Below are 12,174 nucleotides of genomic sequence, written 5' to 3'. Positions count from 1 at the left end.
GGTAAGGGAGGAAAAGCTGTGGAGAAAATTAAAGTATGTCTTGTGGATGATAATAAAGAACTAGTATCAATGTTAGAGAGCTATGTAGCTGCTCAAGATGATATGGAAGTAATCGGTACTGCTTATAATGGTCAAGAGTGTTTAAACTTATTAACAGATAAGCAACCTGATGTACTCGTTTTAGACATTATTATGCCACACTTAGATGGTTTAGCTGTATTGGAAAAAATGCGACATATTGAAAGGTTAAAACAGCCTAGCGTAATTATGTTGACAGCATTCGGGCAAGAAGATGTGACGAAAAAAGCAGTTGACTTAGGTGCCTCATATTTCATATTAAAACCATTTGATATGGAGAATTTAACGAGTCATATTCGTCAAGTGAGTGGTAAAGCAAATGCTATGATTAAACGTCCACTACCATCATTCCGATCAGCAACAACAGTAGATGGAAAACCGAAAAATTTAGATGCGAGTATTACGAGTATCATTCATGAAATTGGTGTACCCGCTCATATTAAAGGATATATGTATTTACGAGAAGCAATCTCCATGGTATACAACGATATCGAATTATTAGGATCGATTACGAAAGTATTGTATCCAGATATCGCAAAGAAATATAATACCACAGCAAGCCGTGTGGAGCGAGCAATTCGTCACGCGATTGAAGTAGCTTGGAGCCGTGGGAATATTGATTCTATTTCGTCCTTATTCGGTTATACAGTATCCATGTCAAAAGCAAAACCTACGAACTCTGAGTTTATCGCAATGGTTGCGGATAAGCTGAGACTTGAACATAAAGCTAGCTGAGAGTAAAGATAGTAAGGGTTTACTCTTTAGCTAAGCCGACAAATTCTTGAAATCTATACTTAATATCAATTTTAAAACCAATAAACTTTTCACTCAATGACCAATGAATTTTATGATTCGTTGGTCTTTTTATTTTGTTGAGAAAAAGAGATTATTTCATACCATGGAAAATAAAACCTATTTTTAGTAATATTACATATAAGTGAGTTTTTTATAAGGTAATTAAATAGGTATAGATAGGGAGAAGGGGAATGAAAAATAAAATTTTAACTTGGTTAGGAATAGTAGCAGCTATGGGAGTTCTCGCTGTAGCAGTTACATTTGGAATGTTAGAACTTGCCGATAATCCAGCAGATAAAGAGGTGAGTGCTCAAATAGACAAAAAAGAAGACCAAACGATAGTAGGTAGAGAGGTGGATGGAGTCTTTGTTGATGTGTATGTTACTGAAAATTCTACTGAAAGCGAAGTCATTATAGCGATGCATCACATGACTCATCAAAAAGTGGTGGCAGAACGAAAATCGGGCTCTATCCCAATGGTTCAAAATAATGCTAAAAAGTTAAAAGAAATCATAAATAAGAGTAGCTTTGCGAAGAAAAATGAGCTTTTAGCAATTGCTGATAGATGGGTGAAAAAAGATTTTAGTAAAATTGTAGAAGATCACAATTATTTCTCGGATGCTCAAGAAGATAGCGTTTGTAAAGCAACTAGAGCAATGGATGCGTTAGAAGAGCAACATTATATTTTAACTACATTCGGGGAGGAAAAGGCGAAAGAACTATACGAATCAGGGGATGCTCCGCACGTTCAATAAAAAATAATATAAAGGCTTTCTAGTTTTGTATTATCGTGTTTTAAGGATGCAATGGGGACTTATAAATAAATAGTCTGCTTTCTTTATGACTTGTAACAAAAAAGAAAAGATATGATTCATTATTAAATGATGAAGGAACGGCTAAATTGCACCGAAGTACATCTATTAAAGAATTTTAGTAGGGAAAGTATCCATGGTATAATGGAGGGCAATAAAAAGCCCTGCAAAACAGGACTGTATTACTCTTCGTCTTTATTTTGTTTTTCTAATTCAACTAGCTTTTGAATTAAAATGTGCTGCGGCATATGCATGAGTTGTTCAAGTGGAACACCTAGTGCTTTTGATAAGCGGACTGCAGTATCTGGAGAAATTTGTAATGGTCTCATAGAAGTACCTCCTTTTTCGTATAGTATAGCATAAGATTGGGGGAGTGAGGATGACTCTTATATTTGCACATCGTGGTGCGGCTGGAACGTACCCAGAAAATACAATGATTTCATTTGAAGCGGCTGAGTCTTTTAGAGCGGATGGAATTGAACTTGATGTTCAATTAACGAAAGATGGAAAAGTTGTCGTCATTCATGATGAAACGGTGGACCGGACAACAAATGGAAAAGGTGCGGTTCGGAATTATGTATATGAGGATTTATGCAAGTTAGATGCAAGTTATAAATTTGGTGATAAAGTAGGGTTTTGTAAAATACCACTTTTAGAAGAGGTATTAGAATGGCTTGAACGAACGAGTTTGCTACTTAATATTGAACTTAAAAATAATAAAATTCCATACAGAGGTTTAGAGGAAGAAGTTATAACGCTTGTACGGAAATTTAGTTTAGAGGATCGCGTTGTATTTTCTTCGTTTAATCACTACAGTATGAAACGGTGCCATATGATGGCTCCTGATATTCAAACAGCTATTTTATATCGCGAAGGTTTGCATAGTCCGTGGGCATACGCAAAAAAAATGGGAGCTACAGCAGTACATCCGAATTATCGTTATCTTCAAGATGCTATTGCCGAACTAACGATGGAAAGTGGTGTAGAGGTTCGCCCTTATACAATTAATGAAGAAACGCTTATGCGTAAATATTTTGATATGAATATATCGGCGATTATTACTGATTACCCTGAAACGGCAAGAACGTTGTTGCCAATAAAAAAATGAGACCGCGTGTAACGGTCTCATTTTTTTATTTATAAATAGTGGGGCCTTCCTATCTTCTAAAGCGAGCTTGTACTTTATTTCGTTTACGGTCTCGGTGCAAGACGAAGCCACCGAAGATATAAAACCCGAGCCCGAAGCAGAGAGCACCGATTAAAAATTGTAACCACAGTATAGAGATTGGTGGAAATAGAATCCCGAATACAGTATCTCTCATTAACTTTATACCAAACACAGCTAATGAAATAGGGATGAGTGCTAATAGTAGAGCAACGTAACGCTGCATACATAACTCTCCTTTTCAGATTATTTCGTATATTTTAATGATGTTATACGGAAAGGGGGTTTGTCAAGAGGGTGCTGAACGAGTAAGATAAGGGTGTGAAAAAATTTGCAGAGTTACTTCGAGAGGAAGTGTAATATATGAAACAAAAAGTATTAATTGTTGGTGCAGGTGAAGGCGGGAGCGCACTGCTGAATCTGTTACATAGTTCGAATATATTTCAAATTATAGGGATTATTGATATAAATCCGTTGGCAAAAGGATTACAAATTGCTAAGGAATATGGAATTGCAATTGGAGAAAGTGTAACTCCATTTCTTTCTATGCATATCGATGTAATATTTGATATGACAGGTGAAGATGATGTACATAAAGTTTTATTGGAAAAAAAGAAAAAAGACACTCTTCTTATACCAGGTGATATTGCAAAAATTGTTACAGGATTAGCGCATGAGAAGGAAGGGTTAATTGGGCGGTTAGAGGAACAAACGCAACAAGGAGAATTAATTTTAAATTCTACGCATGACGGCATGATCGTAATTGATCGAGAGGGACAAGTTCGTCTTTTTAATAAAAGTGCGGAGCGTATTATCGGATATAAAAAAGAAGAGGCGATAGGAAAATATATTTTAGAAGTCATTCCCACTAGTAAATTACTTCGCATTATACGTACGAAACAAATAGAAGTAAATTATGAACTAACATTAGAGAATGGAAAGAAAATTATTACAACGCGTATACCGATATTAAAAGAAGGCGGAGAGGTACAAGGGGCATTTGCAATTTTTAAAGATATAACAGAAGTTGTAGATTTAGCGGAAGAAGTTACAGACTTAAAAGAAATTCAAACACTATTAGAGGCAATTATCAACTCATCTGAAGAAGCGATTTCGGTTGTGGATGAAAAAGGAAGAGGTTTAGTCATTAACCCGGCATATACGAAATTAACGGGTCTAACAGAAGAAGATATTATTGGGAAGCCTGCTACAACTGATATTGTAGAAGGCGAAAGTATGCATATGAAAGTACTTCGAACGCGTCGTGCGGTGCGCGGAATACATATGAAGATTGGGCAAAAAAAGCGCGATGTAATTGTAAACGTAGCGCCAGTTATTGTGGATGGAATATTGAAAGGAAGCGTTGGCGTTATCCGTGACGTGTCGGAAATTCAAAAGTTAACAAATGAATTGAATAGAGCAAGGCAAATTATTCGCACATTAGAAGCAAAATATTCATTTGATGATATTGTCGGAAATTCAGATGAAACAACGGCAGCTATCGAACAGGCGAAGCTAGGAGCGAATACACCAGCAACGGTACTGTTACGCGGTGAATCTGGGACTGGTAAAGAATTGTTTGCACATGCAATCCATAATGGAAGTAATCGAAAATACAATAAATTCGTCCGTGTAAACTGTGCGGCCATTTCGGAGACGTTGTTAGAAAGTGAATTATTTGGTTATGAGGAAGGGGCGTTTTCTGGAGCGAAAAGAGGCGGGAAACGTGGGTTCTTTGAGGAAGCGAATAACGGTAGTATTTTTTTAGATGAAATAGGGGAGTTATCTGCAAATACACAAGCGAAACTCCTTCGTGTATTGCAGGAAAAAGAAATTGTAAAAGTTGGTGGGACGAAAGCGATACCCATTAATGTTCGAGTAATTGCAGCGACACATGTGAATTTAGAAAAGGCTATTCTAGAAGGGAAGTTTAGGGAGGATTTATATTATCGATTAAATAAAATTCCAATTCAAATTCCATCTCTTCGTCAACGTAAAGGAGATATACCGAAAATTGCGGACAGGTTGATTCAAAAAATTAATCAAGATTATGGTCGTAATGTAGAAGGGCTCACTGATTCAGCTATTTTATATTTACAATCATACGAATGGCCAGGAAATGTGAGAGAACTTGAAAATATTTTAGGACGAGCGATTATTTTTATGAATTATAACGAGATCTATATTGATGTACAACATTTACCACCATTACATAATGAAGAGCAGGTGGAGTCAAAGCAATCTCATTTATTACCTGAATTAGAAGAAAAGCCACTTGAACATTTAGTAACAGAGTTTGAAGGGAATATTATTCATGAATATTTGGAGAGATTTGATGGGAATAAAACACAAACTGCAAAAGCGTTAGGAATTTCCGTTCGAAATTTATATTATAAGCTAGAAAAGTATGACCATGCAAAAAATAGCATGCAATAAATTGCGCACCGTGCAATTTATTGCATGGTATACAAAAAGCGACAAAATAAGACAGAATATTTCGTTATTTTCCAAAGTATTGATTTTACTGCATTTTGAATGCGTTTTCATTATTGGTAAGACCACTTTTAAAAGTTGGCACGGTATTTGCTTTATAAATAGACGAGGGACGACGGAAAGGGTTGATTACAAAATATGAAGTTAGAATACTTAATTGATCAAGCAGCGGGAAAGCCTAAAAAAACTGTAGCTGTAGCAGTAGCTGAAGATCATGAAGTAATTGAAGCTGTAGCGAAAGCAATTAAATTACAGCTAGCTCAATTTCGTCTATATGGAAATCAAGAAAAAATAATGGGGATGCTACAAGAACATGGTTTACAAACTTCAGAACATGTTGAAGTGATTGCAGCAATGTCTAATGCAGAGGCTGCAGAACTTTCTGTTAAAGCTGTGAGAAATGGTGAGGCAGACGTGCTTATGAAGGGTAACATCCCAACAGCGAATATTTTGAAGGCTGTGTTAAACAAAGAGTGGGGCCTACGTAAAGGTAGCGTACTTTCACATGTAGCAGCATTTGAAGTTCCAAATTATGATCGTCTTATTTTCGTTACAGATGCAGCGATGAACATCGCACCTGATGTAACACAAAAAGCTGCTATTATACAAAATACTGTAGAAGTTGCCCGGGCAATAGGAATCGACTTGCCAAAAGTGGCACCAATTGCAGCAGTAGAAGTTGTGAATCCAGCGATGCAGGCGACAATTGATGCAGCGATGTTAACACAAATGAATCGCCGCGGACAAATTAAAGATTGTATCGTTGATGGACCACTTGCTTTAGATAATGCAGTATCACAAATTGCAGCAGAGCATAAAGGCATAGTAAGTGATGTAGCAGGTAAGGCAGATATTTTACTCGTCCCAACGATTGAAGCTGGAAATGTGCTATATAAATCACTCGTATACTTTGCGGATGCAAAAGTAGGAGCAATGATTGCTGGCGCAAAAGCACCGATTGTTTTAACATCTCGTGCTGATTCAGCAGAAACAAAAGTATATTCATTAGCATTGGCAGTTGCGACTGCTTCAAAATAAACCAAAAAGGGTAAAACATTAGGGGGAAACGACAATGACATTAGAAATCTTCGAATACTTAGAAAAATATGATTATGAGCAAGTGGTATTTTGTCAAGATAAAGAATCTGGTTTAAAAGCAATTATTGCAATTCATGATACAACACTTGGACCGGCTCTTGGAGGAACAAGAATGTGGACATATGATTCTGAAGAAGCGGCGATTGAAGATGCATTGCGTCTTGCAAAAGGGATGACATACAAAAACGCAGCAGCTGGTTTAAACTTAGGTGGTGCGAAAACAGTAATTATCGGTGATCCTCGTAAAGATAAGAGCGAAGCAATGTTCCGTGCACTAGGACGTTATATCCAAGGACTAAACGGACGATACATTACAGCTGAAGATGTTGGTACAACAGTAGATGATATGGATATTATCCACGAAGAAACTGACTTTGTAACAGGTATCTCACCATCATTCGGTTCTTCTGGTAACCCATCTCCAGTAACTGCATACGGTGTTTATCGTGGTATGAAAGCAGCTGCAAAAGAAGCTTTCGGTACTGACAATTTAGAAGGAAAAGTAATTGCTGTTCAAGGCGTTGGTAACGTAGCGTATCATCTATGCAAACATTTACACGCTGAAGGAGCAAAATTAATCGTTACAGATATTAATAAAGAAGCTGTACAACGTGCTGTAGAAGAATTCGGTGCATCAGCAGTTGAACCAAATGAAATTTACGGTGTGGAATGCGATATTTACGCACCATGTGCATTAGGCGCAACAGTTAATGATGAAACTATTCCACAACTTAAAGCAAAAGTAATCGCAGGTTCTGCAAATAACCAATTAAAAGAAGATCGTCACGGTGACATCATTCATGAAATGGGTATTGTATACGCACCAGATTATGTAATTAATGCAGGTGGCGTAATTAACGTAGCAGACGAATTATATGGATACAATAGAGAACGTGCACTAAAACGTGTTGAGTCTATTTATGACACGATTGCAAAAGTAATCGAAATTTCAAAACGCGATGGCATAGCAACTTATGTAGCGGCAGATCGTCTAGCTGAAGAGCGCATTGCAAGCTTGAAAAATTCTCGTAGCACTTACTTACGCAACGGTCACGATATTATTAGCCGTCGCTAATCATTCATATATAACTTTTACAAAAGGTGTGGTTACCTCTTATGAGGTTTCCGCTTCCTTTTGAATTTATTAGTGGAGGTAGCAACATTGTCTGTAAATCGAATTCTTGTTATTAACCCAGGTAGTACATCCACAAAAATTGGTGTTTTTGATAATGAAAGACCCGTTCTAGAAGAAACGATTCGTCATGACGTAGAACAGATTGGAAAATATAAGAGAATTATCGACCAATATGAGTTTCGAAAAGAAACGATTTTAGAAGTTCTACATTCTCATGGTATTAACATTTCAAAATTAAACGCTGTTTGTGGGCGTGGTGGATTACTTCGTCCAATCGAAGGCGGTACGTATACAGTAAACGATGCGATGTTAGAAGATTTGAAAAATGGCTTTAGCGGTCATCACGCTTCAAACCTTGGAGGCATTTTAGCATATGAAATTGCTTCTGGATTAAACATTCCTGCATTCATTGTGGATCCTGTCGTTGTAGATGAGATGGAGCCGGTTGCTCGTATAAGTGGTATTGCTGGTATGGAACGCAAAAGTATCTTCCATGCATTAAATCAAAAAGCAGTTGCTCGTAAAGTAGCTGAACAGTTAAATCACAAATACGAGGATTTAAATTTATTAGTTACACATATGGGTGGCGGTATTACAGTTGGTGCTCATAAAAAAGGAAGAGTAATCGATGTGAATAACGGTTTAAACGGAGAAGGACCATTTAGTCCAGAGCGCGCTGGTACAGTACCAGTAGGGCAACTAGTAGAAATGTGTTTCTCTGGTGAGTATTACCGTGATGAAATGATTAAAAAACTTGTCGGACAAGGTGGACTTGTAAGTTTAATCGGTACAAATGATGCGATTAAAGTAGAGCAAATGGTTGAAAAAGGTGATCCTGAAGCAACTCTTATTTATAAAGCAATGGCATATCAAGTTGCAAAAGAGATTGGCGGAGCTAGCGCTGTACTTCACGGGAAAATCGATGCAATCGTATTAACTGGTGGACTGGCATACAGTAAAATTCTTGTCGATGAAATAAAAGAGCGAGTGGACTGGATTGCAGATGTTATCGTACATCCAGGCGAAGATGAGTTAGAAGCGTTAGCAGAAGGAGCACTTCGTGTATTACGTGAAGAAGAAGCTCCAAAAGAATACGTTGTACGTGAAAAAGAAACGGTAGCTAGGGGTTGAGATAATGGCAAAAGAATATGATTTAGTCATCGTTGGCGGCGGTACTGGTGGATATGTTGCTGCAATTCGTGCATCACAATTAGGTTTAAAAACAGCACTAGTCGAAAAAGAAAATCTTGGTGGTACTTGTTTACACAAAGGATGTATTCCTAGTAAAGCTCTTTTACGTAGTGCGGAAGTATATGCAACTGCTAAAAAAAGCGAAGAGTTCGGAGTTATTGCAAGCAATGTAGAACTAAACTTTGCGAAAGTACAAGAGCGTAAAGAGAAGATTGTAACGCAGCTTCATAAAGGCGTTCAACATTTAATGAAACAAGGTAAAATTGATGTGTTTGAAGGTATTGGTCGTATTCTTGGCCCGTCTATTTTCTCTCCTATGCCAGGGACAATTTCAGTTGAACTTGCAAGTGGAGAAGAGAATGAAATGTTAATTCCAAAAAATGTACTTGTTGCAACAGGTTCTCGTCCAAATTCATTACCAGGTTTAGAATTAGATGGAGAATACGTAATGTCTTCGGATCATGCCCTAAAAATGGAAACGCTTCCTAGTTCGATTATTATCGTTGGTGGCGGTGTAATCGGTATTGAGTGGGCATCTATGCTTGCTGACTTCGGTGTAGAAGTTACAGTATTAGAGTATGCAAAAACGATATTACCACTAGAAGATCAAGACGTTTCAAAAGAAATGCAACGTCTATTCAAGAAAAAAGGTATTAAAGTGGTAACTGGTGCAAAAGTATTACCAGAAACATTGGTAAAAGATAATGGAGTAACAATCCAAGCTGAACACAACGGCGAAAATAAAGAATTTAAAGCAGAAAAAATGCTTGTATCTGTAGGAAGACAAGCGAATACGCAAAATATTGGCTTAGAGAACACAGATATCGTTGTGGAAAAAGGATACATTCAAACAAATGAGTTTTATCAAACGAAAGAATCGCATATTTACGCAATTGGAGATGTAATTGGTGGCCTGCAACTTGCTCACGTTGCTTCTCATGAAGGAATTGCTGCAGTAGAACATATTGCAGGGAAAGAAGTTACACCAATTGATTACTCTATGGTATCAAAATGCGTATATAGCAGTCCAGAAGTTGCTTCTGTTGGCTTAACAGAACAAGAAGCGAAAGAAAAAGGCTATAAGTTAAAAGTAGGTAAGTTCTCATTCCGCGCAATCGGAAAAGCACTTGTATACGGAGAATCAGATGGTTTCGTAAAACTTGTAGTTGATGAAGAGACAAATGACATTCTTGGTGTTCATATGATTGGACCACATGTAACAGATATGATTTCTGAAGCTGGTCTTGCAAGAGTACTTGATGCAACACCTTGGGAAGTAGCACATACAATTCATCCGCATCCATCATTATCTGAGGCGATTGGTGAAGCAGCACTTGCTGTAGATGGAAGAGCGTTACACGCATAAAAATGTGGATTTAGGAGGTTATGAAAAATGGCAGAAGTAAAAGAAAAGCGCCATGAAGAGCTTGGCTTAAGTGATGAGCAAGTATTAGAAATGTTCCGTACGATGTTACTTGCACGTAAAATCGACGAACGTATGTGGTTATTAAACCGCGCTGGTAAAATTCCATTCGTAATTTCTTGTCAAGGACAAGAGGCTGCACAAGTTGGAGCGGCGTTCGCTCTTGATAGAGAGAAAGATTATGCATTACCATACTATCGTGATATGGGTGTTGTACTAGCATTTGGTATGACAGCTAAAGAGCTTATGTTGTCTGCTTTCGCGAAAGCTGGAGATCCAAACTCTGGTGGTCGTCAAATGCCTGGTCACTTCGGTCAAAAGAAAAATCGTATTGTTACAGGTTCATCTCCAGTAACAACGCAAGTACCACATGCAGTTGGTATTGCACTAGCTGGAAAAATGGAGAAGAAAGATTTAGTAACGTTCGTTACATTTGGAGAAGGTTCTTCAAACCAAGGTGACTTCCATGAAGGGGCAAACTTTGCTGGTGTACACAAACTACCTGTTATTTTTATGTGTGAAAATAACAAATATGCAATCTCTATTCCGGTTGAAAAACAATTAGCATGTAAAAACGTATCAGATCGTGCAATTGGTTATGGTATGCCTGGATATACAATAGACGGAAACGATCCGCTTGCAGTATATAAAGCTGTAAAAGAAGCAGCAGATCGCGGTCGTCGTGGTGAAGGCCCAACTTTAATTGAAACAGTATCATATCGTTTAACAGCACATTCTAGTGACGATGATGATCGTGTTTATCGTGATAAAGAAGAAGTAGAAGAAGCAAAGAAAAAAGATTCAATTATAACATTCGCGGCTTATTTAAAAGAAGCTGGTGTGTTAACTGAGGAATCGGAAAAACAAATGTTAGACGAAATTATGCATATCGTAAATGAAGCAACAGAATATGCAGAAAATGCTCCGTATGCAGCACCTGAAGATGCATTGAAGCACGTATACGCAGAATAGGGGGGAACGTTTCATGGCTGTAATGTCTTATATTGATGCTATTACATTAGCAATGCGCGAAGAAATGGAACGCGATGAGAAAGTATTCGTTTTAGGAGAAGATGTTGGTAAAAAAGGTGGCGTGTTTAAAGCGACACACGGTTTGTATGATCAATTTGGTGAAGATCGTGCGCTTGATGCACCGCTTGCAGAATCTGCAATTGCTGGGGTAGCAATTGGTGCAGCAATGTATGGTATGCGTCCAATCGCTGAAATGCAGTTTGCTGATTTCATCATGCCAGCAGTAAACCAAATTGTTTCTGAGGCAGCAAAAATTCGTTATCGTTCTAATAATGATTGGACTTGTCCAGTTACAATCCGTGCACCATTTGGTGGGGGTGTTCACGGTGCATTGTATCATTCACAATCTGTAGAAGCGATGTTTGCAAACCAGCCAGGTTTAAAAATCGTTATCCCTTCTACACCATATGATGCAAAAGGCTTATTAAAAGCAGCCATTCGTGATGAAGATCCAGTATTATTCTTCGAACATAAACGTGCATATCGTTTAATTAAAGGTGAAGTGCCGGAGGATGACTACGTATTACCAATCGGAAAAGCAGATGTAAAACGTGAAGGTGATGATATTACAGTTATCACGTACGGATTATGTGTTCATTTTGCTCTTCAAGCAGCTGAAAAGTTAGCACAAGATGGCATCTCTGCACACATTCTTGATTTACGTACTGTATATCCATTAGATAAAGAAGCAATCATTGAAGCAGCTTCTAAAACAGGTAAAGTTCTTCTTGTAACAGAAGACAATAAAGAAGGAAGCATTATGAGTGAAGTGGCAGCAATTATTGCTGAAAACTGTCTATTTGATTTAGATGCGCCAATCGCACGTCTTGCAGGTCCAGACGTTCCAGCAATGCCATATGCACCAACAATGGAAAAATTCTTTATGGTAAATCCAGATAAAGTTGAAAAAGCAATGCGTGAACTTGCGGAATTTTAATCGGGGGGACTATAC

12 protein-coding genes are annotated in these 12,174 nt (G+C 37.8%); 10 read left to right on the top strand and 2 right to left on the bottom strand.

Translation table 11 applies throughout. The features are described 5' to 3' along the window. Nucleotides 1-18 precede the first annotated feature (18 nt). Nucleotides 19-813, top strand: a complete 795-nt coding sequence (gene spo0A, locus ACS2FK_RS02505; protein ID WP_011110369.1) for a sporulation transcription factor Spo0A — start codon at nt 19-21, stop codon at nt 811-813. A gap of 251 nt (nt 814-1,064) precedes the next feature. Beyond that, entirely contained in the window at nt 1,065-1,628 is a 564-nt protein-coding gene (locus ACS2FK_RS02500; RefSeq protein WP_000790987.1) for a PRK06770 family protein, read from the top strand. A gap of 239 nt (nt 1,629-1,867) precedes the next feature. On the opposite strand, the gene ACS2FK_RS02495 is transcribed toward ACS2FK_RS02500, so the two are convergent. After that, a complete protein-coding gene (locus tag ACS2FK_RS02495) occupies nt 1,868-2,014 on the bottom strand; it encodes a YycC family protein (RefSeq protein WP_001247671.1) in 147 nt (48 codons plus the stop codon). A 50-nt stretch (nt 2,015-2,064) separates the two neighbouring features. On the opposite strand from ACS2FK_RS02495, the gene ACS2FK_RS02490 reads away from it, so the two are divergent. Continuing rightward, nucleotides 2,065-2,793, top strand: a complete 729-nt coding sequence (locus ACS2FK_RS02490; protein ID WP_000172589.1) for a glycerophosphodiester phosphodiesterase — start codon at nt 2,065-2,067, stop codon at nt 2,791-2,793. 49 nt (nt 2,794-2,842) lie between these two features. Here ACS2FK_RS02490 and ACS2FK_RS02485 read toward each other — a convergent pair whose 3' ends face one another. Next, on the bottom strand, nt 2,843-3,076 hold the full coding sequence (locus ACS2FK_RS02485; RefSeq protein WP_001190211.1) for a DUF2627 domain-containing protein: 234 nt from the start codon (nt 3,074-3,076) through the stop codon (nt 2,843-2,845). A gap of 137 nt (nt 3,077-3,213) precedes the next feature. Between ACS2FK_RS02485 and ACS2FK_RS02480 the strand changes: the two genes are divergently transcribed. The 7 genes from ACS2FK_RS02480 (at nt 3,214) to bfmBAB (ending at nt 12,159) form a co-directional block, all read left to right on the top strand. After that, nucleotides 3,214-5,286 (top strand): sigma-54 interaction domain-containing protein, encoded by a 2,073-nt coding sequence (locus ACS2FK_RS02480; RefSeq protein WP_023522991.1) that lies wholly within the window; start codon nt 3,214-3,216, stop codon nt 5,284-5,286. A 195-nt stretch (nt 5,287-5,481) separates the two neighbouring features. Further along, nucleotides 5,482-6,381, top strand: a complete 900-nt coding sequence (gene yqiS, locus ACS2FK_RS02475; RefSeq protein WP_023522989.1) for a phosphate butyryltransferase — start codon at nt 5,482-5,484, stop codon at nt 6,379-6,381. Nucleotides 6,382-6,415: 34 nt separating this feature from the next. After that, complete coding sequence (locus tag ACS2FK_RS02470; protein ID WP_000171355.1) at nt 6,416-7,516, top strand: leucine dehydrogenase; 1,101 nt, start codon at nt 6,416-6,418, stop codon at nt 7,514-7,516. A gap of 87 nt (nt 7,517-7,603) precedes the next feature. Next, nucleotides 7,604-8,707 (top strand): butyrate kinase, encoded by a 1,104-nt coding sequence (gene buk, locus ACS2FK_RS02465; RefSeq protein ID WP_000115781.1) that lies wholly within the window; start codon nt 7,604-7,606, stop codon nt 8,705-8,707. A gap of 4 nt (nt 8,708-8,711) precedes the next feature. Beyond that, complete coding sequence (gene lpdA, locus ACS2FK_RS02460; protein WP_001051295.1) at nt 8,712-10,133, top strand: dihydrolipoyl dehydrogenase; 1,422 nt, start codon at nt 8,712-8,714, stop codon at nt 10,131-10,133. 27 nt (nt 10,134-10,160) lie between these two features. Further along, complete coding sequence (gene bfmBAA / locus ACS2FK_RS02455) at nt 10,161-11,162, top strand: 3-methyl-2-oxobutanoate dehydrogenase subunit alpha (RefSeq protein ID WP_000852551.1); 1,002 nt, start codon at nt 10,161-10,163, stop codon at nt 11,160-11,162. A gap of 13 nt (nt 11,163-11,175) precedes the next feature. Beyond that, entirely contained in the window at nt 11,176-12,159 is a 984-nt protein-coding gene (gene bfmBAB / locus ACS2FK_RS02450) for a 3-methyl-2-oxobutanoate dehydrogenase subunit beta (protein WP_000290071.1), read from the top strand. Nucleotides 12,160-12,174 lie beyond the last annotated feature (15 nt).

Source organism: Bacillus cereus group sp. BceL220, from assembly GCF_051776965.1.
GTDB classification, from domain to species: Bacteria; Bacillota; Bacilli; order Bacillales; family Bacillaceae_G; genus Bacillus_A; species Bacillus_A cereus.
The sequence above is the reverse complement of the archived record's forward strand: the minus strand, read 5'-3'. Positions and strand labels throughout refer to the sequence as shown.

Coding starts and splice junctions, on each gene's coding strand:
- ACS2FK_RS02480 (WP_023522991.1), top strand. CDS start 3,214: ATGAAACAAAAAGTATTAATTGTTGGTGCAGGTGAAGGCGGGAGCGCA.
- bfmBAB (WP_000290071.1), top strand. CDS start 11,176: ATGGCTGTAATGTCTTATATTGATGCTATTACATTAGCAATGCGCGAA.
- bfmBAA (WP_000852551.1), top strand. CDS start 10,161: ATGGCAGAAGTAAAAGAAAAGCGCCATGAAGAGCTTGGCTTAAGTGAT.
- ACS2FK_RS02495 (WP_001247671.1), bottom strand. CDS start 2,014: ATGAGACCATTACAAATTTCTCCAGATACTGCAGTCCGCTTATCAAAA.
- ACS2FK_RS02500 (WP_000790987.1), top strand. CDS start 1,065: ATGAAAAATAAAATTTTAACTTGGTTAGGAATAGTAGCAGCTATGGGA.
- lpdA (WP_001051295.1), top strand. CDS start 8,712: ATGGCAAAAGAATATGATTTAGTCATCGTTGGCGGCGGTACTGGTGGA.
- ACS2FK_RS02485 (WP_001190211.1), bottom strand. CDS start 3,076: ATGCAGCGTTACGTTGCTCTACTATTAGCACTCATCCCTATTTCATTA.
- yqiS (WP_023522989.1), top strand. CDS start 5,482: ATGAAGTTAGAATACTTAATTGATCAAGCAGCGGGAAAGCCTAAAAAA.
- ACS2FK_RS02490 (WP_000172589.1), top strand. CDS start 2,065: ATGACTCTTATATTTGCACATCGTGGTGCGGCTGGAACGTACCCAGAA.
- ACS2FK_RS02470 (WP_000171355.1), top strand. CDS start 6,416: ATGACATTAGAAATCTTCGAATACTTAGAAAAATATGATTATGAGCAA.